21 protein-coding genes and 2 tRNA genes are annotated in these 23757 nt (G+C 57.5%); 4 read left to right on the top strand and 19 right to left on the bottom strand.

From position 1 onward, the window contains the following. Positions 1-71: 71 nt before the first annotated feature. From HUO12_RS06125 to HUO12_RS06080, 10 genes are all read right to left on the bottom strand, one after another. Positions 72-371: a hypothetical protein gene (locus HUO12_RS06125; RefSeq protein WP_176272742.1), complete on the bottom strand. Its 300-nt coding sequence runs from the start codon at positions 369-371 to the stop codon at positions 72-74. Next, on the bottom strand, positions 358-1386 hold the full coding sequence (locus tag HUO12_RS06120) for a sugar kinase (RefSeq protein ID WP_176272741.1): 1029 nt from the start codon (positions 1384-1386) through the stop codon (positions 358-360). The genes HUO12_RS06125 and HUO12_RS06120 overlap by 14 nt, the downstream gene beginning before the upstream one ends. Continuing rightward, positions 1371-2129: a 2-dehydro-3-deoxy-D-gluconate 5-dehydrogenase KduD gene (kduD, locus tag HUO12_RS06115; RefSeq protein WP_176272740.1), complete on the bottom strand. Its 759-nt coding sequence runs from the start codon at positions 2127-2129 to the stop codon at positions 1371-1373. Before kduD ends, HUO12_RS06120 begins: the two co-directional genes overlap by 16 nt. 24 nt (positions 2130-2153) lie before the next feature. After that, positions 2154-2786, bottom strand: a complete 633-nt coding sequence (locus tag HUO12_RS06110; protein ID WP_176272739.1) for an RpiB/LacA/LacB family sugar-phosphate isomerase — start codon at positions 2784-2786, stop codon at positions 2154-2156. 129 nt (positions 2787-2915) lie between these two features. Beyond that, positions 2916-3938: a LacI family DNA-binding transcriptional regulator gene (locus HUO12_RS06105; protein WP_176272738.1), complete on the bottom strand. Its 1023-nt coding sequence runs from the start codon at positions 3936-3938 to the stop codon at positions 2916-2918. Positions 3939-3994: 56 nt separating this feature from the next. Then, the gene (locus HUO12_RS06100) at positions 3995-5272 is read right to left on the bottom strand and encodes a TRAP transporter large permease (RefSeq protein ID WP_176272737.1); all 1278 of its coding nucleotides are present in this window, start codon (positions 5270-5272) and stop codon (positions 3995-3997) included. Next, on the bottom strand, positions 5272-5727 hold the full coding sequence (locus HUO12_RS06095; protein WP_176272736.1) for a TRAP transporter small permease: 456 nt from the start codon (positions 5725-5727) through the stop codon (positions 5272-5274). Before HUO12_RS06095 ends, HUO12_RS06100 begins: the two co-directional genes overlap by 1 nt. Next, on the bottom strand, positions 5727-6746 hold the full coding sequence (locus tag HUO12_RS06090; protein WP_176272735.1) for a TRAP transporter substrate-binding protein: 1020 nt from the start codon (positions 6744-6746) through the stop codon (positions 5727-5729). Before HUO12_RS06090 ends, HUO12_RS06095 begins: the two co-directional genes overlap by 1 nt. Positions 6747-6759: 13 nt before the next feature. Then, positions 6760-7548 carry a 2-keto-4-pentenoate hydratase gene (locus tag HUO12_RS06085; RefSeq protein ID WP_176272734.1) on the bottom strand — a complete coding sequence of 263 codons (789 nt, stop codon included), beginning with the start codon at positions 7546-7548 and terminating at the stop codon, positions 6760-6762. Between the two features lie 29 nt (positions 7549-7577). After that, entirely contained in the window at positions 7578-10403 is a 2826-nt protein-coding gene (locus HUO12_RS06080) for a TonB-dependent receptor (RefSeq protein ID WP_176272733.1), read from the bottom strand. A gap of 198 nt (positions 10404-10601) precedes the next feature. Here HUO12_RS06080 and HUO12_RS06075 point away from each other — a divergent pair, with 198 nt between their 5' ends. Then, on the top strand, positions 10602-12221 hold the full coding sequence (locus tag HUO12_RS06075) for a glycosyl hydrolase family 28-related protein (RefSeq protein ID WP_176272732.1): 1620 nt from the start codon (positions 10602-10604) through the stop codon (positions 12219-12221). A 262-nt stretch (positions 12222-12483) separates the two neighbouring features. Here the strand turns inward: HUO12_RS06075 and HUO12_RS06070 are convergent. The 3 genes from HUO12_RS06070 to HUO12_RS06060 form a co-directional block, all read right to left on the bottom strand. After that, positions 12484-12560: transfer RNA gene (locus tag HUO12_RS06070), tRNA-Pro, on the bottom strand. A gap of 31 nt (positions 12561-12591) precedes the next feature. Beyond that, a tRNA-Ile gene (locus tag HUO12_RS06065) sits at positions 12592-12668 on the bottom strand. Positions 12669-12794: 126 nt separating this feature from the next. Beyond that, positions 12795-14744 carry a sensor histidine kinase gene (locus HUO12_RS06060; RefSeq protein WP_232367319.1) on the bottom strand — a complete coding sequence of 650 codons (1950 nt, stop codon included), beginning with the start codon at positions 14742-14744 and terminating at the stop codon, positions 12795-12797. Positions 14745-14913: 169 nt separating this feature from the next. Between HUO12_RS06060 and HUO12_RS06055 the strand changes: the two genes are divergently transcribed. After that, a complete protein-coding gene (locus HUO12_RS06055) occupies positions 14914-15378 on the top strand; it encodes an Lrp/AsnC family transcriptional regulator (protein ID WP_176272731.1) in 465 nt (154 codons plus the stop codon). A 29-nt stretch (positions 15379-15407) separates the two neighbouring features. Here HUO12_RS06055 and HUO12_RS06050 read toward each other — a convergent pair whose 3' ends face one another. From HUO12_RS06050 to HUO12_RS06030, 5 genes are all read right to left on the bottom strand, one after another. After that, positions 15408-15773, bottom strand: coding sequence for a VOC family protein (locus HUO12_RS06050; protein WP_176272730.1), 366 nt, complete (start codon positions 15771-15773; stop codon positions 15408-15410). A 133-nt stretch (positions 15774-15906) separates the two neighbouring features. Beyond that, positions 15907-18372, bottom strand: a complete 2466-nt coding sequence (locus tag HUO12_RS06045) for a TonB-dependent receptor (RefSeq protein ID WP_176272729.1) — start codon at positions 18370-18372, stop codon at positions 15907-15909. 251 nt (positions 18373-18623) lie between these two features. After that, the gene (gene accC, locus HUO12_RS06040; protein ID WP_176272728.1) at positions 18624-19970 is read right to left on the bottom strand and encodes an acetyl-CoA carboxylase biotin carboxylase subunit; all 1347 of its coding nucleotides are present in this window, start codon (positions 19968-19970) and stop codon (positions 18624-18626) included. A 14-nt stretch (positions 19971-19984) separates the two neighbouring features. Then, on the bottom strand, positions 19985-20446 hold the full coding sequence (accB, locus tag HUO12_RS06035) for an acetyl-CoA carboxylase biotin carboxyl carrier protein (protein WP_176274314.1): 462 nt from the start codon (positions 20444-20446) through the stop codon (positions 19985-19987). Positions 20447-20570: 124 nt separating this feature from the next. Further along, on the bottom strand, positions 20571-21020 hold the full coding sequence (locus tag HUO12_RS06030; protein WP_176272727.1) for a type II 3-dehydroquinate dehydratase: 450 nt from the start codon (positions 21018-21020) through the stop codon (positions 20571-20573). Positions 21021-21204: 184 nt separating this feature from the next. Here HUO12_RS06030 and HUO12_RS06025 point away from each other — a divergent pair, with 184 nt between their 5' ends. Both HUO12_RS06025 and HUO12_RS06020 read left to right on the top strand, forming a co-directional pair. After that, positions 21205-22227, top strand: a complete 1023-nt coding sequence (locus HUO12_RS06025) for a YadA-like family protein (RefSeq protein WP_176272726.1) — start codon at positions 21205-21207, stop codon at positions 22225-22227. A gap of 148 nt (positions 22228-22375) precedes the next feature. Then, positions 22376-23227: a hypothetical protein gene (locus HUO12_RS06020; protein ID WP_176272725.1), complete on the top strand. Its 852-nt coding sequence runs from the start codon at positions 22376-22378 to the stop codon at positions 23225-23227. A gap of 6 nt (positions 23228-23233) precedes the next feature. Here the strand turns inward: HUO12_RS06020 and HUO12_RS06015 are convergent, their stop codons facing one another. Then, positions 23234-23647 carry a holin family protein gene (locus HUO12_RS06015; RefSeq protein WP_176272724.1) on the bottom strand — a complete coding sequence of 138 codons (414 nt, stop codon included), beginning with the start codon at positions 23645-23647 and terminating at the stop codon, positions 23234-23236. Positions 23648-23757: the final 110 nt, after the last annotated feature.

The raw sequence follows: 23757 nt of genomic DNA, 5'->3' as shown, positions 1-23757 counted from the left end.
TCTGCCCTTGCCAGAATGCGCGGCTACGCACCATCCCCAAGATAGCAGCAAGGTCGACAGACAAGAGAAAGTTAGAAATCTGGTCGGGGAGACTGGATTCGAAGTTTCATTGCCGCATCGGCAGCCGCGGCGATGCCCTTACGCGCCTTGCTGTCTTCGCGGGCGTTCTCAGCGATGGCTTGAAGCCACTGCGGGCGCCACAAATAGGTACGCCGCCCGTCAAAGCTCTCCGCATAGCCTTGCGCACCTTTACAAACGGGCTGAGCCGCGACCGGCGCAGCAGGGTTCTCCTCCTCCTGAGCGATAGCGGCGGATGCTGGAATGACTGCACCCGCCAAGAGCACCGCAAACAATCTGCTAGCGTTGAACATCGCTTTGCCCTCCCAAGGCCAGTTCGACATCTGACTGAGTTGCGAGCGAGAAGTCGCCCCATGTTGCATGCTTCAACGCGGTCATAGCCATACTGAAATCGACCGCTGCATGAAGATCGTGAGACGCGCGAAGCCAGCCGTGTAAGACGCCTGCTGCAAAGGCATCGCCGGTGCCGACCCGGTCAACAATATCGTTCATCACCCATTCCGCACTCTCAGCATGATTATCAGGCGTATCGATGCGTCCGGTGATTCGATGCGCATTGCCATCATGGATATGGCGCGCGGTGGATGCGACGGCCTTGATAGTGGGAAAAGCGTCGATGAGCGCGAGCGAGGCTTCGCGGCGCCTCTCTGGCCCATCACCATCGAACGCGCGGTCAAGCACGAGCGCTGCATCCTTATGATTGCCGAAGACAATGTCTGCCAGCCCGAGAGCACGCGCGATCCATTCGCGCGGTTCATGGCGTGCCTCAGCCCAGAGCGCAGCGCGATAATTGCCATCGAAAGAGACCGATGCGCCCGCAGTCTTTGCGGCCTTAGCGAAGTCGATTGCGGCTTGTGCCAAGGCCTCGCTCAGCGCCAGCGTGATACCCGAGATATGCAAGTGAGACGCCCCGCTCAGCGCAGCTTCAAAATCGAACTGGTCAGCTGTGGCGGCTGCGAAAGCGCTATGCGCGCGGTCGTAGATCACTTCACCGCTGCGATGCCCGGAAGGCGGAGTGAAATGATAGAGACCCATCCGCCCGGGCGCGCTTGTGATGGTGCTCACATCAACGCCATGCGCAGCGATGGATTTGAGTGCGCGATCCCCCATCCGGTTGTCCGGCAGGACAGAAACCATGCGCGCTGAGCGCCCGAGATTGGCAAGCGCAACCGCGACATTCGCTTCAGCGCCTCCGGTGCAGATTTCCAGCGTGTTCGCTTGTTCCAACAGCAGCGGTACAGGCGGGCTCAGCCGGTTGAGGATCTCTCCGAAGCAGACGACAGTCCCCTGCACTAGCGCGCCAACCATCCTCCATCGACAGCCAGAATATGCCCTTGGACATAACGCGCTGCATCAGAAGCAAGGAAGACCGCCGCGCCGCCAAGGTCCGATGGCTCGCCCCAGCGGCCGGCCGGAATGCGTTCAAGGATTTGCCGGTTGCGTGTCTCATCAGCTTGCAAGGCCGCGGTGTTATTCGTCGCGATATATCCCGGCGCGATCGCGTTCACTGTGATGTTCTTCGCTGCCCATTCATTTGCGAGCAACTTCGTCAGGCCGCCCACTCCACTTTTCGAGGCGGTGTAGCTCGCAACACGAATACCGCCCTGGAAAGTCAGCATGGACGCGATATTGATAACAGAGCCGCCACCATGTTCTACCATGTGCCGTCCGGCCGCTTGCGTGAGGAAGAAAAGCACTTTGAGATTGGTGTTCATCACCGCATCCCAATCATCCTCCGTGAAATTCAGTGCGTCATTGCGGCGGATGATGCCGGCATTGTTGACAAGGATGTCGAGCCCGCCAAGCCCAGAGACAGTCTCGCTGACAATGCGCTCGCATGGTTCAGTCGAAGAGAGGTCCGCCTTCACCACCAAAGCGCGGCGTCCCGCCTGTTCGATAAGCCCGGCGGTCTCTGACGGATCGCTACGTGCGACCAGCGCGATGTCCGCGCCAGCTTTCGCAAGCGCCACTGCGATACCTTGACCGATACCGGTGTTCGCGCCGGTGACGATGGCGACCTTGCCGCTCAGATCAAACGGATGTTCGCTCATGCTTTCCCCCTCCTTTTGCGGGCCTCAAAGACTGCGCAAGTAGGCGCTGATTTCTGCATCCTTTGAGTTCGGATAGAAGTACTCGGCAAAACGCTCACCGGAGATAGCGGTCTTGAGCAAGTCCTGATCGGCATTCTTGAGGATCGTCAGCATGTCGTTGCAGCTGACTCTCTTGAGGTCCGCAAGGATCCCGCGGTTCTTCGCCATGACTTCGGCCCGTTCCTTGGGATAGCCTAGACCCGGCTCGTTTTCGAACAGCTTGCGATAGCAGTCCTGCAAATTGAGCTCTGCCGCCCAGCCGAAACCCTTGGCATAGGGCATCGCGATAGCGTTACCGGCGTTGATCTGGCTGAACAGGAAAGCATCGGTTGGATCGATGATAAGACCGCAGAAGATGCCTGGCATCGCGTTCAGTGCAAGCATGGATCCCATGCCCGTACCGCAACCTGTGACAACGAAATCCGCTGCACCGGAATTGATCAACGCGCCCGACAACAGGCCATTCATCGGATAGGTCAGATGCGCTTTGTCTTCCGGCGTGTACATTCCGTAATGGAAGACTTCGTGCCCCAAAGGCTCTGCCACTGACGTCAACGCGTCATGGATCATGTCACTCTTGGCAGACTGGCTGTTCTCGACGATCAGTGCAACTTTCATAATTCTCGCTTCTCTTCTGGGACTGCATTCTGCGCCTGTGTACGCTGCAAATCCAACCTCAATTGTCTGTTTAGGTAACCGGTGTCATTACTGGATGCAAGCGCCTTCTGAAAGGGCGTGGCGGGAAACTTAGGTCTGTTTAGGGGGGACAACCGAAGCGCGCTCAACCAACTCCGATTTCAGCAGCCAGCGCTCTGCCAATGCCTTGTCTTCGGGTGCGATCAGTTTGCGCGCAGCGGTGCTTGCCATTGCGACAATCGGCCAATGCACAGTGGTCAGTGTTGGCCAGACATGGCTGGAAAGCGGCGTATCATCAAAACCGATGATCGAAACGTCTTCCGGGATCAGCATGCCGCTTCGTCGCGCTGCAATCATTGCACCAATCGCCATCTCGTCATTTGATGCGAAAATGGCTGTCGGTGGCTGTTCCAGCTCGATCAGGGACTGTCCGGCTTCGACTCCGGATTCAAATGTATACTGACCGGGACGCACTAATTCAGGGTCCAGCGCAAGGCCTGCAGCCTGCATCGCTTCTTCAAAGCCCGCACGCCTCTCGCGCGGCGAAGTAAAGCCAACCGGGCCTTCGATCAGCGCGATCCGGCGATGCCCCTTCTCGATTAGATAGGTGACTGCCTGCCGCACCGCTTCACGGTCATTCGAGCTCACCGTATGGACCTCTTCGTCCAGCTTTACTGAGCCCATCCGGACATAACCGCAGCCAAAATCCGCGCACGCCTTCGCGATGGCATCGTCTTCCGAGATGGGCGGCAACAGTACGACGCCATAGGGTTTGTGGCGTTCGAGAAAGGCGCGGATATCGGAGACGATGGTTGCCGAATTGCGATCCACCGGCTGGACCATCAATCCGAATTCGCTTCCCGCGATCCCTTCAAGGATGCCTTTCTGGACATTGACCAGAAACTGCGCGTTGGGATTGTCGTGGATCGCAGCGATGATGAAATTGCGGCTGAGCGCGAGAGCGCGCGCCTGAAGGTTGGGAACAAAGCCGATGTCCGCAATCACCTTCTCGACATGTTCGCGCGTCTTTTCGCTCAGCAGAGGCGACTTGTTGATGACGCGGCTGACCGTCTTTTTCGAGACATTGGCAAGGCGCGCGACGTCATTGATCGTCGGTTTGCCACTCTTCGCCATTGTCATCCCCTTGCTCGACTAATTCCCCTTAGGCCGATTTGGCGTGCAATTTGAAGTCAGAATGCGTTTGGCAGCATCAGTGACAATGCCGGAACGAAGGTGATCAGCACCAGTGCCGCAATAAGCGTGAGGTAAAACGGCCAGATCGTCCGCACCATCTGCGCAAGCGGAATATTGCCAACCGCAGAGCCAACGAACAGCACTGAGCCGACAGGCGGCGTCACTAGCCCGATGCCCAGATTGATCATCAGAATGACGCCGAAATGCACAGGGTCGATACCTGTAGCCATCGCGACCGGCAGGAAGATCGGCGTCGTGATGACGATCAGCGGTGCCATGTCCATGAATGTACCAAGCAGCAACAGCATCACGTTGATGATGACGAGGGTCAGGATCGGATTGTCTGTCATCAGCGCGATCAGCTGAGCAAGCGCGGCAGGGACTTCAAGCAGCGCAAGCGCGAAGCCAAAGGCTGTGGCCGACGCGATAATGAACAAGACCATCGACGCTGTGCGGACAGACTTTTGAGCCGCTTCCACAAAACCTTTCCAGCCAAGGCTGCGATAGACGAAGCTCCCGATCAGCGCTGTATAGATAACTGCAATGGCAGAGCTTTCCGTCGGCGTGAAAATGCCGCTCAGGATGCCGCCCATAATGATGATCCCAGTCATCAAGCCGGGAATGGCGTAGACCGCGGCTCGTACGAAAGCCCGCCAACCAGGGAATTGCCCTTTGGGAAGTCCGCGCCGCTTGGCAATGAGCCAGGCGGTCAGCATCAGCATGGTGCCTGTAAGAATGCCCGGAATAATCCCGGCGAGGAATAAATCGCCGATGCTCACGCCGATGCCGGAAGCAGCAGAGTAGATAATCATGTTGTGCGATGGCGGGATCAGCAGGCCGACAATGGCTGCCGTCACAGTGACATTGACCGAATAGTCCTTGTCGTACTGCTTCTCTTCCATCAGCGGCACCATGGTGGACCCGATGGCCGAGGCGCTTGCAATGGCCGAGCCGGACACCGCACCAAACATCATCGATGCGCCGACATTGACTACGCCAAGACCGCCCGTCACGCGCCCGAAGGCTGCATCAGCCACGCGCACAAGCCGCTCGGCAATGCCGGAGCGGTACATCAGGTCTCCGGCAAAGATGAAGAACGGGATCGCCATCAGTGTGAACACGCTAATCCCTGCGGCCATTCGCTGGATCGCGACAATCAACGGAATGTCGATCACAGCAAAAGTCGCGAGCGCTGCGCCCAGCAATGCAAAGGCCACCGGCACACCGAGAGCCAGAAGTGCGAAAAGGACAAGGAAAAGGACGAGGATCTCCATCAGTCTTCCCCTGCCAAGCGGCGCTTGATGCGGCCTATCGAGAAAATGGTCATGAGCGCGCCTGCGATCGGTATCGGCGCATAGGCGAGTGCCCGGCTCACTCCGAGTGAAGGGATGACATGGTCTTTCACGAGCCATGCAAGCTGCGCGCCGAGCACAGCAATCACCAGGCCGAAGAGCGCCACGACAATGTGAATGCCGATCCGCAGCAACCGGACTTTCTCAGGTGCAAGGCTATGCTCAAGCAACTCGATACGGATATGGAAGCGCTCCCACACGCCTGCCGCCGCGGCGAAGAAGACATACCAGATCATCAGAACAAGCGCGGTCTGCTCTGACCAGGACGGGCTTGCATTGAGGACAAACCGGCCGAAAACCTGCCAGCCGATCACGCCTGTCATGAGGATCAGGCCGGCCGCGCCAAGACGGATAAGGATGTTTGATATCCGGTCCATCAGCGTGCCCCGCTCTTCAACGCGAGAATGCGCTCGACCAGATCGCGCTGGCGTGATGTCTCGAGGAATTCTTCCCACATGCCTGTCATCGCATCGGCAAATGGCGCAGTATCAACTTCATTCACAGCAACGCCGGCGGAGGTGACGATCGCTTTGCTTTTTTCCACTTGCGCATCCCACAGCTCGCGCATGTAAGGCACGGATTGGCGGGCGGCATCGCGCACAAGCGCTTGATCGTCCTTGCTAAGACCTTCCCAGGTGATCTTCGACATGACCAGCACTTCAGGCGCGAGCAAATGGCCGGTAAGGCTGTAATAGCGGGCAACCTCGAAATGCTTGCCGCTTTCAAAGGACGGCCAATTGTTCTCTGCTCCGTCAATCACACCTTGCGCGAGCGACTGATACACTTCGTCAAGCGGCATAGGCACCGCGTCCGCGCCGAGCGACTGGACCATGGCGATGTACAAGTCAGAACCGGGAACCCGCAGCTTCAATCCGCGCATGTCCTCAGGCTTCGTGATGGGCCCGCGTGTGTTGTAAAAGCTGCGCGAGCCGGAATCGTAGAAGCACAAGCCGATCAGCCCATGCGGCTCAAGCGAAGCAAGGATTTCGTTACCGATCTCGCCATCAAGCGAGCGCCGCATGTGCTCGGTGGATTCGAACAGGAAAGGCAGCGCTGCAACGCGAGTGAGCGGCTCAATCGAATTGAGCGGCGCGAGGTTGACGCGGTTGAGATCAAGCCCGCCAAAAGTCGTGATCTCCAGCGTATCGCGCTCATTGCCGAGCTGACCGCCGGGATAGACCTTAACGCCCAGCCTGCCATTGGTCCGCTCAGACAGGATGGCGCCCAAGCGCTCCACAGCCCGCACAGTCGGGTACGTGCCGACATGTGTGTCAGCGGATGTAAAGACACTGCCGAGCCGGGTTCCGCACGCCGCGGTCATCGCCAAGGCTCCGCCCAGGACTGCACGGCGACTGAAACTGAGCGATGGCAGAGGCGCAGAGCTTTCAGATGTCATCGCTTACTTCGCTTCAGCTTTGCCTGGCAGGCACAAGCTCAAGGTCGAGCGCGCCAAGCGATCCGAAAGTGATATGCGCGCTCGCGCCTATGCTGGCTTCATGCACGCCTGTGATAGCGCCGCAGGATACAAGCGTTCCCACAGGCAGCTCAATCGATCGCTCAGCGCAAAGCGCGAGCAGGAACTCCCGCGCAGCCATCACATCAATCGTGATGTCGTCCAGTTCGCGGCTGCCGATAAGCTCGTCATTGATCATGATGCCGACCGGTACCGGATCAGCAGGTTTGCGCCAATCAGTGACTTCCGGGCCAACCAGCAATCCGTGATTGTTGCCGAAGTCAGAGATGACTGCCGCTGGGCCATAGCCGTTAATGTCCGGCACGGGACTGCTCGCAATCTCGCAACCGATGAACAAGCGGTCCGTCTCGCGGGTGTCACCCAAGCACAAAACAAACTCAGGCTCGATGGCAGCAAAACCGCCTTCAAAAGCCGGCATTCGAGTGCGCTCGCCAGCTTTGGCGTTCTGCAACGTGCGGGAGAATATTGGCCCAGCCAAACGGCTGGTTCCAAAGCGCTCTGCCGCTCCAGCTGACATCCCACCGACCTTCCATCCGATCAGCGTGTCAGGCCATGCCTGCCGCGATGCATCCTGAATGGCGTAAGCCTCTTCTAGCGTGTCGGGCACATCTCCCGGAAAACCCGGCAAAGCGCGCGCCTTTTTGCGCGCTTCACGCAGGATTTCCGAGATTGCGCGACCCGATGCGCTCAAGGAAGGCAAGTCGATGGGTGTGCTGTCAGTCACTGTCGTTCTCTTTAGAACCAGCGCGCTTCTTAGAACCGGCCCCTCAAGCCTACAAAGAACCGCCTTCCGGAGAAGTCTGCTTGTGCAAAGCTGTCGCCGGTCGGACGATAGAAGATGTTCGGCTCGTCCAGAATGTTCAGCACCTGGAAACGGACCTGTACACCGTCGACAACTTCATAGCTGGTTGAGAAATCAAGGAAACCTTGATCCTTGGTGAAGCGGTTCTGACCGCTGCGGAACGGTTTGAAATATTCCGAACGCCAGCGATAAGCGAGCCGCGCATTGAACGGGCCGGTTTCATAGAACACTGTCGCGTTCATCGAATGCTTGGAATAGCCCGGGATGTTCGCTGGTTCAGTGAAATCCGCAATAGCATTGCCAGAGACAACGACAGGATCGGGAAACTCAAAGTTCGAGTCCGCAAAGTTGTAGCTCGCCTGGAAGCCAAGTCCCATATCGAACTTGTGCTGAGCGGAGATCTCAAAGCCCAGCAGATGGCTTTTGTCATCCGAGTTCACCGTCCGGCCAATGATCACATCGGTCGGCGTACCATCGACCTGGATAGTCAGCGGCGTCACATCGGTGCGGAAGCCCGTTTGCAACTGCTTGGCATAGAGCGCAACGGACAATGAACTTGTCTTTGACGCATACCATTCAAAGGAGACATCCGCATTCCATGATTTCAGCGGCTCAAGGAACGGATTACCGCTCGCACTAACGATGGAACCCAGATCTCCGAGATCTGCTTCGTCATCGAATGAGAGCGCAGCAGACATCGCTTCGGGATCAGGCCTTGCAATCGCCCGATAGGCAGCGAGGCGCAGCAGTTTGTCCGGCGCAAGCTCGAGTATGAGGTTCGCGCTTGGCAGGATGTTCGTGAAGCTGTTGGTCTCCAAGTTCACGATCGGATCGCCAACTTCAGTAATGATGAGCGTGTCAGGATCAGCGCCTGGGCTCGTTTCAAGCGCAGAGCTAACGCCAACCGACGAAATCTCGGTACGAATGACTCGCACGCCGAAATTACCACGCGCCGGAGTTTCACCGAACATCGTGTCGAAATTGCCCTGCAGATATCCTGCATAGGTTTTTTCAGTGACCTCTGCGTCCTGAGTGGAACGTGTGGATTCACCCGGAGCTGGCAAGCCTGCATCGATGTCGCCGGTCAATGCCGCAAACAGCGCGCGCGGGTCCCAGGTTGCCCAGGACAGTCCCACCATATCGGTATCCGCCCCTTCGAACAGATCCTCCACGATGAACGTATCAAGACGCGCCGCAATCGCTGCGTCATTGAAGTAATTTCCATCCACCAGAGAAAGCGTGGTATCGATACCGTCATCGCGCTTACGGAAGCGATCGCCATAACGCAGGCCGAACTCGACGCTGCTCAGGAAGTTGCCGTTGAGTTCATATTCGCCATCGAACCGCAGCGCCAGGATTTCATCATCGATGTTCTCGAGACGGCGACGCGCGCGGGCTCCATTGTCATAAAGATCGTGATTGCTGAGATCGAAGACGAGGCCCGTGTCATCTTCAACGTCACTCACATCTGTGAGGATCAAGTTGGGAATCTCGACCCCGCGCGTATCCAGTTCGAACAATACGCGGTCGCCTGTGCGGATACGCATATCCATCTCGTCCTGACGACGCTGCGTTTGTGAATAACTCGCATCGACAGAGAGAGTGAGCGGGCCAGAATTCCATGCGATGTTACCGCCAAGGCCGACATATTCCTCAGTGCGTTGACGCCACACGGACTGGTTCTCAAGCCGGGTCTCACCCGTCCAGTTCAACAGCGCGCCGGTTGGAGAAATTTCCAGCGGCACAATATCACGGCGACCATCGGCCACGACAAGGTTCGCGCGCTCTTCAACGTCATCGCGATAAGAGTACTGCGCATCAATATTAATATCGAGCGAGGGGCTCGGTTGCCATTGGATGGCACCCATCACCGCATCGCGATCCGCATCGGTTGCCATTGCGCGGTAGATGTACTGGTTCGATACGAAATAGAACTGATCCGACGCGCCATTGGGCATACCCTGATCGTCCGTATCGAAAGCACAGTTATTGCTTTGATCGATACCTTCGATCGTGTTGCAAGGACGGAAAGTTGAGCTGGTAGTGAAGATGTCTTCGGGAGCTGTGTCGCGGCGGATCTGAGCGCCGATCGCAATGCCCAGCTCACCATCGCCAGCCTGGAACTGATCGACATAGGATGCCGTCAGACGCAGGTTCAACGGCTCGCCATCGCGCACCCGGTCCTCATACCCACTGTAACCGGCCAAGGCCTGTACCTGCAGGCGTTGCTTGCCATAGTCGAGCGGGCGCAGGGTCTGCAGCTCGATGAGACCAGAGACACCACCTTCGATGAAGCTCGCTTGCTGCGATTTGTAGACAATCGCGCCATTGATCAGCTCTGAAGGAAACTGGCCGAAGTTTACATCGCGGCCGTCACTGCCTGACGAGATTTCGCGGCCGTTGAGGTAGCTCGCACCCAGGAATGCGCCGAGCCCGCGAATGGATAGTTCTGATGCACCGCCTTTAAAGCGGTCGGACGTAACGCCGACAATTCTCTCGAGCGTTTCAGCAACTGACAAATCCGGAAGATCGCCAATGTCCTCGCCCACAATCGCATCGCCGATAACATCAAGCTGACGCTTTGTTTCCAGCGAGTTCTCAATCGTACGAGCGATTTCGCCAGTAACAATAATTTCGTCCTGGACTTCCTCTTCCTGAGCAGCTTCGTCTTGCGCGAATGCAGCGCTCGGCACAGCGAGTGTTACGACAGATGCGAGCAGAGCTGCGCGCAAATGAGAACGCGAGACAGTCGCCCGCGGCGTGGCCAATTTGATCATAGTTCTCCTCCCAATAGCCTTGACGGCTTCGGTTCACCTGTTTGTGACACCGGTTACCTAAATATTTGACACCGGTATCATTGCGCGTCAATACCCGAATTGAAAAAGCTGCTAAGATCGCTTTGGGAGAGGCAGAAGGTGTCAAAAATTCATCGTAATATTAGATATTTGCTGGCGTTTGCCTTTGCGGCAGCGAGTGTGCAAACCCCGCTTCAGGCAAGTGAATTGCCGGATATTCTCGGCAATCCTGCAACAGCGGCTGACCATCCGCTGCCGGACTTCTCCTATGCAGGCTACGAGTTTGGCAATGCTCCGCTCCCGCAAATCGAGAACGTGATCGACGTCGCCGATTTTGGCGCGGTCCCGGACGATGGAAAAGACGATAGCGCAGCGCTGATCGCCGCGCTCAAAGCCGCGCATTACGCTGATGGACCTGTACGCGTTCAACTTGGTTCAGGCCGCTACATTCTCACAGAGATCCTGTGGATCGAGAAAAGCGGGATCGTACTCGCTGGCGTGGGTATGGGCGACAAAGGCACTGAGCTGTTCATGCCGCGCCCGCTCGATCAGATCGACGATGGCGGCGCGCTTAAGGAAATACGCGAGTACCTGATCGAAAATGACAAGTATGAGCGCCAGCCCGATGCCAATCTCGAAGTACTGTTCTCTGAATATAGCTGGAGCGCAGGCTTCATCTGGACGCGCTTTCCCGGCAGGCGTCATGCGACCTATCTTGAACGCTACGACCGCGAACCTGTGGTCATCACACCAATCACAGCTGGAGAAGAATTCACGCGCCAGCTGACTGTGGCTGACCCAGGCACCCTCAAGGTCGGCGATGTCCTGCAGATCCATTGGCACAATCGCGACGGGCCGGACGGTGCGCTGATCACGTCAATGTATGGCGAGACAGACTTGAAGATCGGTAGCCGCCATTGGGAGAAGCCTGATCGGCCGCTAGTGCGTCAGGCCACGAGAATTGAAGCGATCAATGGCAACACAGTCACGATCGCTGACCCCCTGCTACATTCGATCAATGGTGACTTGCCAGCCTATTTCGCGAAATGGGACCACCTGTCCGAGGTGGGCATTCAGGACCTTGCTCTCACGTTTCCGGAGAACCCCTATTTCGGTCACCACAATGAAAGCGGCTTTAACGGCATCTATTTCACCGGCGTGCATAATGGCTGGATCAGCAATGTGCGCATTGCAGACAGCGACAGTGGCATTTTGACAGATGATCTTGCGAATGTGACGATCCGCAATGTTGTAACTGAGGGCGACCACACCGCGCATTACAGTGTCCATATCGGCAATGTGCACAATGTGCTGGTCGAGGACCTGACAGTCTACAATCCGACCGTCCATGCGCTGTCATTCAACACGCAATCGACCAAGTCGGTTTACAAGAACGCGACTGTGTGGACCACGCCCACGCTCGACCAGCATGCAGGCGCGAACCACCAGAACCTCTATGATAATGTGACGGTGTATGTAACGCCCGATCGGACCGCTCCTGACGGCACGCCGATGTATGACCTCTACAAGGCTGGGGGCGCGGGGTACTGGCAGCCGGGGCATGGTCGCTACAACACGACCTGGAACCTCAACATCCAGGTGACGGGCGGGGTCGCGCCAGACGCACCCATCATGATCCTTGCAGGCTCGGAGGGACCAGACGCACGTGTTGTCGGCATGCACGGCAACCGCGATATCCGTTTGACGCATGTGCCTGAGCCCTATGTCGAAGGCCACAATGCGCCAGTCACCCTGGTGCCTTCGCTTTACGACTATCAGCTGCAGCGAAGGAACCGATAGCGCTATTCTTCCTCGCTGAGGCATCAAGGCGCCATTTGCTGAGCGAGGCGCAATTTTGTCTCAACATAGAGCAGACGGACCGCTAAAGAGGTGGAAAGCTTACAAACCGACATTCTGCTCCCGGCCTAAATCCTGACAAAGCCAGCTACGAGACACTAAGTGGAGGATCCTCTGGATACATGGCGGATACACAGGTCGATCACGGCCTGCGATCATGTATCCATCGATCGTGTGAAAAGCGGTGTTTCCCCGCGGTGAAATCTGGTCGGGGAGACTGGATTCGAACCAGCGACCCCCTGTACCCAAAACAGGTGCGCTACCAGGCTGCGCCACTCCCCGACAGATTTCAGTGCACTGCGCTGCGCGTGGTTGGTGGGCCCGGCAGGACTCGAACCCGCGACCTAGCCGTTATGAGCGGCCAGCTCTAACCAACTGAGCTACAGGCCCGCCCACTGCCTCATGCGATGCAATGCGGAAGCGGCCCCTACAATGGGCGCGCCAAGTATACAAGCGTTCAAACAGCCAAAATTAGCAAAAAAGTGCAATTGCGAGGTCTAGGCCTTATGCCGGGCGCTAACGCCCGTTTGCAGCTTCGCGGACAGGCTCGCTTTCCTCGCTTTCATCGGACCCGGTGCCGCGCATGGCTGCCGGTTGATCACCGCCGCCGCCTTCGCGAGCAGCCAGAGGCAGGACAAGTTTCAATTGAGCGTCTTCGCGGCGCAATTCTCCGCGCGCTGCAACAGCTTCTGCCGAAGCCAAACGCAGGCTGAAGCCCGCGCCAAACAAACCGGCACGCGGCCCCTTCGCGCCGGGATTGATCTGCGAAGCGAGCAAATCTTCTTCTCGTTTCAAGCGATCAGGCAAGTCGCAAGTAAAGACCGCTTGGCCTGCGGCATAGTTCAAGCGCAGCTTCAGTGTTTCGCCTGCACCTGCAATGCCGGACAATGTCGCGAGGATACGCCAGACCAGCGCTTCGGCTTCGTCCTTGTGCACAGCAACATCGAGACTGGCAGGAAAATCAGGCGCAGTTTCGATCCCCGCCATGCGTGGAGCAAGCACTGGCTGTAGCTGGGTCGTCATGCGCGCGATGAGCGAGGCGAGATCGCAAGTTCCGCTGAGTATGTCCTGTGCGCCACTTTCCAGCCGTGCGAGGCGTTCCAGCTCGTCAAAGCCGGACAGAATGCGTGCCGCATCACCGGCAATGTTTGCTGCGAGTGCGCGATACTCATGCGGGGCGGGGCCGAACAATTGCTGCTGGATGACCTCGGCAAAACCCTGAAGCGCGTTCACTGGCGTGCGCAGCTCATGCAGCAATTGCCGCACGCGCTCCCCTTCGCGGACGGCCGGATTGGTAGCACTGTCATCGGCTGGCCTGCGGAAGCGTCCCACATAGCCTTCGAAACGTCCGCCTACGCGGGAGAAGCGCGGCTCTGCATCGACTATCCAGTCGCCGGTGATCGCGGGCGCACCTTCCAGCGAAGTTGCAACAGTTTCAATCGGCTGGCGGGCAGAGAACGCACGCGATAGCGGATCGGTCGCAAGCGGCGCGCCAAGCTGGCGTTGGCGGATCAGACGTTTGCCGATCACCATGGGCGCAGCGATAGCTTCCGCCCATTCGATCCGTCCCACTGCATCAGTCGCAAAGCCGAAGCCTGCGATCAGCGCGTCATCCGGCTCGGCCAGATCATCGAGCGGCAAGCGCGGTGACAAATCAGGATCTTCAAATTCGCCGCTGCGCTCGCGCTGGAAGCGGTTGATGCGATCAACAAGCGCGGCGATTTCGCTTGGCTGTTTGTCCTGTTTCGGTTGGAGTTCCTTTACCGGTTCAGTGGCTTCTGTGGTCGGAAGCTGCCCGGACCCTTCGTCTTCAGTGATCGCCTGATCTTCGCGCAGGATCAGGTAGTCATCGAGATTGATGACGCGCGAAGGCTCTTCATGCTCCTCAGCGACGGGATCGATAGTCTCCGCAGGCTCCGCCTCATCAGGCTCATCTTCAGGCGAGTTTGCGTCCGCCATTTCGGCAGGCAAAGGCAAGCCGCGATCTGACACGCCCAGCGCATCGAGAATGGCCTCAGCGCGCTCAGGCAAGTCCTTGCGCAGCCGCAGGAAACCGCGGGCGCGGATCGGCAAGCGTGGGATCAGGTCTTCCCAATCATTCTCTTCCAGGTCAGCCCTTGCGAGCGCCGCTGCAGCGACTTCCGGTTCGTCCTCAGCCAGATGCGCGGCAAGCTCAGGCGAACGGAACCGCCAACCCGGCTCGCTGATGATCCGCACTCGCTCTGCCGGTTTGATCTGCTCTGCAAGTGCCGCCAGCCGCAACCATGCGGCAGCAATCAGCGCTTCGTCGCGGCCATATTTGCGATTGCCCAGCAAATCGAGCAATTGCCGGAACTGCGTGCGCGCCGCATTCTCGCCCGCAGCGCGGTGGCGCAGCACAGTGGCAAGGCGGTCATCGAAAAACATCGCATCTCCGGCACATGGCGCGATACGCAGCACCATGTCGTATGCGCGCGCGTTCGCCAAGGCGTGGGCTTACCAGTTTCTACCGTTGTGCTCAGCTTGCGTTCCCAGCGCGTTGCAAAGCGGGACAATTGCTGGCAGAAACAATAAAATTATCCTCAAGGGTAGGATAGTAAGAGGAAAGTTTCGCGGTCTTGCAGCTTCACTGCAGCGCGTTGAATGGGACAGGATCATGGCCAACCTGGATGAGATTGACCGGAAATTGCTCGCCGAACTGCAAGAGGAAGGCCGAGTGACCAATGTGGAGCTTGCGCAGCGGGTCGGTCTCACAGCGCCGCCATGCCTGCGCCGTGTGCGCAGTCTGGAAGATGACGGCGTGATCCGTGGCTACCATGCTGATCTCGACGCCTCCAAGCTTGGCTTTGCGATCACGGTATTCGCAATGGTGAGCTTGAAGAGCCAGGCAGAAGGGGCATTGCGCGAGTTTGAAGAAGCCATGCGCGAGCTTGCGGAAGTGCGTGAAGTGCACATGCTCAATGGCGAGATCGACTTCATCCTGAAGATCGTAAGCCGCGACTTGCAGAGCTTCCAGGAGTTCCTGACCAGCAAACTTACGCCAGCACCCAATGTGGCGAGCGTTAAGACTTCGCTTACAATCCGCACCGCCAAGCACGAGCCGGGTGTGCCGCTAGAGTAGGACCCGGTCAAGTCAGAGGGTGAACCGAATCAGATTTGAAACTTGGTCGGGTGTGGCCAAATTTCCTGTTCTGGTCGATTGAACTGAAGAAATTCGATCAATGCGCCTCCGTCCATGATGAATGCAACGACCACGTCTTCGACCAGGCTGGTAGGCCCGAAGACGATTTCCTTGTCTTCGACAGCCGCTTCAATATCATCCACTTCAAACGCGACATGCGGCATGGACTTGATGACATCAGGCAGTTCGTTGTCAGGATCGAAATTGTGCCATTCCACGCCGTAAGGCGTGTCGAAGTATCCGCTTCCGTGAATCTCTAGTGTGGGACTGTAGTCTTCGTCGGGGAGTTTTCGGTCTGTCGGAATTCCGACATGGTGAAATTTAAGAGTTTGCATAGCGAGCTCATCTTGGCGGCAGGTGGTTGCTTCGTCCAGCCCGGTCCAAATACGAGTTCCACCCGAAACGAAAAGGGCGGACCCGAAGGCCCGCCCTTTCATTTTTCAAGTCTGAATTGCCTTATTCAGCCAATCAGAAGCTCTGACGCACGGTCAGGCCGTAAGTGCGCGGCTGGTTCACCCGGTAACCCAGGCGAGCACGGCCACCACGCTCACGGTCGAAGCTCAGCAATGCGTTCTCGTCGAACACGTTGTTCGCATAGAGCACGAAGCTCAGCCCGCTGTCGAAGTCGATCCCTGCGCTGATGTTCACAAGGTCATAGGACGGCAGAAGCAGGTCCACCGTTGTTTCCTCGCTGCCGTCCATGCCGTTGAATGGCAGGCCGTGCGCGAAGGTACGCGGGTTGTCTTCCTGGTCAGCCGGCTGTGTGAAGCGGTTGCCGACATGCGAGTAGCTTGCCGAGATGTACGCGTCAGCCGTGTCAGACACGGGCCACTCATAGCTGCCAGATGCCGAGAACTGGAGCTGCGGTACGGACGGAAGGCGGTTGCCTTCGCGGATACCTGTCGCACCAGCCAGCGGATCTGGCAGGGTTGTGTCGAACTCGGCTTCAATCGCACTGCCGGAGAAGACGAGGTCCAGTCCGTCCAGCGGTGAGAAGCCAAATTCCGCTTCGACACCGATGGTGTGCGCTTCTTCAACGTTAAACACGATACGCGAAGAGCAGCTGCCTGCGTCCAGCGTAACCTGCAAATTGTTGATGTCGTTGTAGAAACCAGCGACGTTGGCATAGAAACCGTTGCCGGTCGCCTTTGCGCCGATCTCGTAGTTCCATAGCGTTTCATCATTATAGGACTGGAAGCCGCCGAACAGCGCTTCGTCTTCTGCAGAGCAGAGCGGGACGTTCAGCGGATCGTTCACGCCGCCCAGACGGAAGCCTTTGGAGACCTGCGCATTGACAGTGATGTTGTCCGACGCGTCATAGCTTACGAGAACGCGCGGGCTGAAGCCGTCAGAGCTAGTCTCGTCGACCTGACCGGTGTCACCGTTGGCGAACAGGCCGCCCGTGGTGATGGTGCGCGTTTCGTCAAAGTCGTAATAACGCGCGCCGACAGTGACATCCAGACGATCATTGAACGCATAGGTCGCTTCACCGAATACCGCGATCTGCTCGATATTATAGGGCAGGTCGGAGTTGAACGGAGAATCTGCCGGGAAGCCGTTGGCAATGTCTGCCGCAGTGACCGGTGTCAGCGTTGCAGGGTCTGCGCAGCCATCCGTTTCATTCTCAGGCGTGCCAGGATCGTCCGCTGCACATTGTGCCGCGAAGAAATCGTTCACGAACGCATCGTAGCCCGGAGTGGGCAAGCGCTGGCGATAAAAGCGATCGGTGTCGGAATAGAAACCGCCGATAACCCATTGCAGTGGTCCATCATCGTTCGACGACAGACGCAATTCCTGAGTCCAGGATTCAAGATCAGTCGTGTCGCGCAGGTTCGATGGTAGGTTCACACCGGCATCAGGGAAGCCGAGGTCAACCGACACAGAACCGGACAGCGCGCTGGCATCGCGGCTCACGAGGATGTCGCGATTGGTGTAAGACGTGACAGATGTCAGCGTCACACCGCCGAACTCGACCTCTGCGACTAGATCAGCGATCAGCGTTTCATCTTCGAAAGCTTCGCGCAGCAGCAGATACTGCTCGCGCTCGTCGAAAGTGAACGCTGGATCTGTGAACTCGTTCGAATAGAGGTTGAAGAATTCCTGACGATTGAAGCCGTCGGCCTTGATCTTCTGATAGATGATACGCGGGGTAAGGCTAAAGCCGTTGCCGGCATCAAACTTGACCGCCAAACGGCCGCCATAACGTTCGCCGCCATTTACGTCATCGCCGCCGGCAGGGCCCACAGCGTCGATAAACCCGCCATATTCGGTGTAGTAGCCAACTGCGCGAACTGCGACAGTGTCACCCACTGGAATGTTCACTGCGCCTTTCAGGTGATAGCCAAGGTCGTCGCCATCAACCAGATTGAGGTTGCCTTCAACCTGGCCTTCATAAACGCCCATAACCGGCTGGTTGGTGATGTAGCGGATCGTACCGCCAACAGAACCGGAGCCAAACAGCGTACCTTGCGGGCCGCGCAGGGTTTCCACGCGATTGAGGTCAAACAGGTCGAGATCTGGTGTGAACAGCGAAAGCGAAATCACGGATTCGTCGAGATAGACGCCGACCTGCTCTTTCACACCCGGTTGGTCGCGCACGACCTGGCCAGCTGAAACGCCGCGGACAGAGACCTGGCTCTGGCCAGGACCGAGGTTCTGGATCGAAAGACCCGCGACGTTACGCGAGAGGTCCTCGAGGCTCGTTGCGCCTGAGCGCTGAATGTCTTCAGCGGTCTGTGCGTTGATGGAGAACGGCACGTCCTGAATAGTGGAGTCGCGCTTTGTCGCGGTCACCACGATGACGTTGCCGGAAGCTGTGTCTTCTTCAGCTTCAGCGTCCTGCGCGAAGGCAGGTGTTGCGAGAAGCATGGGCGCGCAAGTGCTCAGCAAAGCGAGGCGCGTGCGCGAATTCTTCGAGATTTTCCCGTTTTTCATTATCAGTCTCCCTGCGAAAGGATTGGGGGAGCAATGTGTTGCGCATTTTTTGGTAAACGAGGAGTAAATCGTGCCTCCCCCGCAACAATCGAGGAATAGGTGTGTTGTCTATGCAACACTGACGGTGCACTTATAAAACAGTGGGTTAGGCAGTTTTGTTGCGCTAACCCTCGTCTGAGTGGGGCGTATTTAAATCATTGCGTCGCAGCTGATGGCCTTGATCGGCAAGGCAAGACAGTCAGGAATACGGCTCAGTCGCGCGCCGCGAGCCATTCTTCCAGCCATTTGATTGAATAGTCGCCGGACAGGATATCACCCTGCCGCAGCAATTCCTGATGCAGAGGAATGTTGGTCTTCACGCCTTCGACGACCATCTCTTCTAGGGCACGGCGCAGCCGCATGATGCAGCCTTCGCGGTTGCGGCCATAGACGATCAGCTTTGCAATCATGCTGTCGTAGTAAGGCGGGATCGAATACCCTGCGTAAAGCCCGCTATCGACGCGCACATGCATTCCGCCAGCCGGGTGGTAATAGCTCACTTTGCCAGGGGACGGCGCAAAGGTGAACGGGTCTTCGGCATTGATCCGGCACTCGATCGCATGGCCGGTAAATTCCAGGTCTTCCTGCGCAACCGAGAGCGGCTTGCCATCAGCAACACGGATCTGCTCGCGCACCAGGTCAACGCCGGTGATCGCTTCTGTGACAGGATGCTCGACCTGCAGGCGGGTGTTCATCTCAATGAAGTAGAACTCGCCATCTTCCCACAGGAACTCGATAGTGCCTGCGCCGCGATAGCCCATGTCGCGCATCGCCTTGGAGCAAACCTCGCCCATGCGCATGCGCTCGTCATCGCTAATGACGGGCGAGGGCGCTTCTTCGAGCACCTTCTGGTGGCGGCGCTGAAGCGAGCAATCGCGCTCGCCAAGATGTATCGCATTACCTTTGCCGTCGCCAAACACCTGAAACTCGATGTGGCGCGGATTGCCGAGATATTTCTCGATATAGACCGTGTCGTCGCCGAAAGCGGCCTTCGCTTCGCTGCCCGCCTGTTTCATCAGGCTTTCGAGCTTGTCTTCGCTTTCGCAGACTTTCATCCCGCGACCGCCGCCGCCGCTGGCAGCCTTGATGATCACCGGATAGCCGATTTCCGCGGCGATCTTTTTCGCTTCCTCAGGATCGGAAACTGCGCCGTCCGAACCAGGCACGAGCGGCAAGCCCAGCTCGCCGGCAGTTTGCTTGGCCGCGACTTTGTCGCCCATCGTGCGGATATGCTCGGGCTTCGGCCCTATCCAGGCAATGTCATGCGCTTCGACGATTTCAGCAAACTTCGCGTTCTCCGAAAGGAAGCCATATCCGGGATGGATCGCATCGCAATGCGCGACTTCGGCCGCTGAGATAATGTTCGCGACATTGAGATAGCTATCGGTAGCAGGTGGCGGACCAATGCAGACCGCGTGGTCCGCCAGCCGCACATGCATTGCGTCAGAGTCAGCGGTCGAGTGAACCGCGACGGTCTCAATGCCCATTTCATGCGCTGCACGATGGATGCGCAAAGCGATCTCGCCGCGATTGGCAATCAGGATACGGGTAATCGGCATGTGCTCGCTCGCCCTTAGCCGATGGCGACGAGCGGCTGGTCGAACTCAACCGGCTGCGCGTTCTCGACCAGGATCGCAGTGACCTTGCCGGATTTATCGGCGGTGATCGGGTTCATGACCTTCATCGCTTCCACGATCAGCAGCGTGTCGCCTTCTTTCACGCTGTCGCCGATCTGCACGAAATTGTCAGCGCCTGGCTCCGGTGCGAGATAGACAGTGCCGACCATGGGCGAGAGGATCGCTCCCGCTGGCGCTTCTGCCGATCCTGTATCCTCGGCTGCCGGGGCAGGAGCGGGTGTTGGCGCTGCGGCTGGTGCAGCAGGCGCGGCCGCTACAGGCGCAGGCGCTGCAACAGCGACACCGCCACCACGCGAGACTTTGATCTTGCGATCGCCGTCTTCGACTTCGATTTCTGTGAGGCCCGTTTCACCGAGCAGTTCTGCGAGCTCGCGGACGAGCTTTGTGTCAACATTCATACCGGTTTTGCGACCAGCGGAAGATTTTCGTTCGGCCATGTATGCCCCTCAAACCTGTCATTGCGGCGCTGACTATTCGCGCGAATTGTGGCTGGCAAGGGGCAAGGGCGATAAAATGTGAGTTTTAGACTTCGCCCGCCGCTACGGCATCCAATGCAATGAGATAGCTTTTCGCGCCGTGTCCTTCGACGGTCTTGGCCGCGGCCATGCCAACATAGGAGCGATGACGAAAGTCTTCTCGCGATTTTGGATCAGACAAGTGCACTTCGATAACCGGAATGGTTATCGCGCGAATGGCATCAAGCAGAGCGATTGATGTATGCGTGTACGCACCCGCATTGAGCAGAACCGCACGAGCCTTGTTTGCCATCGCCTCGTGCAGCCAGTCGACCAGCATGCCTTCATGATTGGTCTGGCGCATGTCGATCTCGAGATCGTGATCGCGGGCACGGTCCTCCAGCATGCCTGCAATGCTGTCGAGCGTGTCGGAGCCATAGATCTCCGGCTCGCGAAGCCCGAGCAAATTGAGGTTGGGGCCGTTGAGGACGTAAACAGTGTTTGTGGTCTCATCCATGCGGGGTGGGTAGCGCCAAGTCTGCGCGAAGAGAAGTCCAAAGCAATGCGCTCGCGCAATAATGGTTACTTACGACTTCCCGAAGTGTCTGGGGCCAAACCTAGCTCGCAATTGAGCTGATAGCATGAGCAGCTCGGTAGGTCTGCGAGTTCAAACTTGTCAGTCTTTCGCCACCGGATGCCGCATGAAAAAGCTAGAAATCAAATCTCACAATCCGTTGTCCAAAAAGTCAGCTGAGATCCTCGCGGCAATGGCGCTTGCCGCCGCGCTCGCTTCTACCACAATACCCGGCGTCGCACGTGCAGGCGAATGTGTGCTTGAGGATGAAGCGGCAAGCCGTTCGACCGCCGGCGCTACCACCTCTGGCACAGACACTCTCGCCTGCGGAGAGGGAGCAATCGCGACGGGCGACTGGGCTCAGGCAGTTGGCAACAATTCAGAAGCAAGCGGCGTCGACAGTTTGGCGGTTGGCAACAGCGCCCTTGCGACTGACAGATGGGCGCTTGCAATCGGAAACTTGTCTGCCGCTCTCGCAGAGAGAAGCACTGCCATCGGAACGGGTGCAGACGCTGAAGGCACCGATTCCATGGCTGTTGGCTGGAATGCCTTTGCAAGCGCGCCCGCAGCCATCGCCATGGGTTCTGCCGCTGAAGCGACGGGGGAAGGGGCGATAGCCATCGGCACTGGCAGCTTTGCTTCAGGTCAGAATTCGATCGCGATCGGTAATGGCGCTACCGCGACTGCTGCGGGTCAAGTTGTTGTCGCGAGCCTCGATTCAAGCACGCTTGCGCAATCGGGCCCGATTCAGGTTGTGACGGCTGATGCCCAAGGAACATTGGGCCTCATGCCGGTGGCAAGCTCTGCGCAAATGAGCTCGGCGCAAAGCTCGATCAAATCGCTGCAATTCATGAGCGCATCGCACACGGCGCAAATCGACGAGCTTTTCAGCGAGACTGCGGAGAACCGCTCGGCCATTCGGCGCGCGAATGAAGGTGTAGCGCTAGCGCTTTCGATGGAATCGCCTGCGCTTCCGTCTGGGACAAGTTTCGCACTATCCGGCGGGATCGGCTATTTCGACAATGCTGCTGCGGGATCGATGGCAATGACTGCGCGCGTAAGCGACCGCGCTGCTATTTCTGCTGGAGTAGGCGTCGGCTTTGATAGCGGAGAAGTGGGCGCGCGAGGAGGATTTCAGGTTGCATGGTAGGCCTACTTGAAGGTGGCGAAAGACTCCGCTTCGCAAAGGCAACCAATCAACATCATTGGCATTGATTCAGATCGCGAAAGCCGGCGGGCGTCCAATATTGTTCCGGCTCCAAAGCGGTGTACAATCATGCTGTGGAAGAGAGGAATTCATGAAGCGCAGATTGGCTCTATTGGTTCTTGCTGTTTTGGCAGCGCTTGCAGCCTATATTGGCTACGCCTTCCATGGGATCGCCAAGCCCTATGCGCTGGACTCTGCCAAGCAGGAATTCTCCCTGCTTAGTTGGAGCGACTATCGCGAGCGAGCCAGCGAATTTGCATTGCCGATCATTATTCAAACTGAGGCTGATCGAGGCGCTTTGCTCTTCTTCGGGGCCGAGCATTCCAATGATCCCTCGCACCCCCAATTTGCGGAGCTGGAAGAGGCATTTGCGCGGTTTGATCCGACTGTCGTTGTGGTGGAGGGACGTCCCGGCCCGCTTCTTGTACCGTTTATGGACCCAATCGAGACATATGGAGAGTCAGGAGCGTTGGTACAGTTGGCACGTCAATCGGGCAGTACGACCTATATCTGGGAGCTTGAGCGCGATGATGAAGTAGCGTTGCTGCTGGACAGGTTCAGCGAAGAGCAGGTCGCTATCTATCTGTTGATGCGTCCATTTCCAGGCGGAAACTCCGCAGCTGAAGCGGAGGCAACGCTGTCTGCCATTATCGAAGATCGCAAGGGAAGGTCCGGCATTCAGGGCGTAATTGGAAGTCTCGAGCAGTTCGACGCGGCTTGGGATCGAAACCTTGCATCAGGCGAGGATTGGCGCGCCTTAAACGGCGTCTATGGCGCGCCCGGATTTCTCGGCGAGATGTTCGAATACGGGAATGATATTCGTGATCAGCATATGCTCAACATAGTCCGTGAACTCATGGAGCAAGATGAGCGAGTGATGGTTACGATGGGCTGGTCGCACGCGGTTCGAGTAGAACCGGCGCTCACACAATTGTCGCGGTAAAGCGCGTTACTTCTCTACGCCTTTGACTTTGCCCCATTGCCGCGCGGCGGTGTAGCCGAGATAGCCTGTGCCAAACAGCGCGTAGAGCGGTTCCGGCAGGCCATTGAGATAGGCGTTCATTCCGTTTGCGATGTCCTTTGCTGCGGACGGATTGAACGCCGCGAGAATGCCCATCGGCAATGCCCACAGGATCATGACATACATGACATAGAGGAAGCTGGGGCGGGCACGACTAGTCCAGGGGTCAGTCGATTGCGCTTCAGCAACAATGGCTTTCAAGCGCGCTTCGATCAGTTCCATTTCCTGAGTGCCTTCGAGCCGCATGAGCTCAAGCTTGGCCTTGGCGCGGGCTTCCTTATCGGGGATCAGCTTGTCCAAAAGGTCCGCGATCGGTCCGATAAGTGTCTCGAGAATAGCCATAGATGCGCTCCATCATTGCCTAGATGGGCGTGAGATGACCCCTAGACGTGTTGAGATAGGCGCGAGTTATCCAAATAGGATAGTGTAGGAAAGCATTTGAACCATATTCA

This window comes from Altererythrobacter lutimaris (assembly GCF_013371495.1).
Taxonomy (GTDB): domain Bacteria; phylum Pseudomonadota; class Alphaproteobacteria; order Sphingomonadales; family Sphingomonadaceae; genus Erythrobacter; species Erythrobacter lutimaris_A.
Note: the sequence above shows the minus strand (reverse complement) of the source record. Positions and strands in the feature narration are given on the sequence as shown.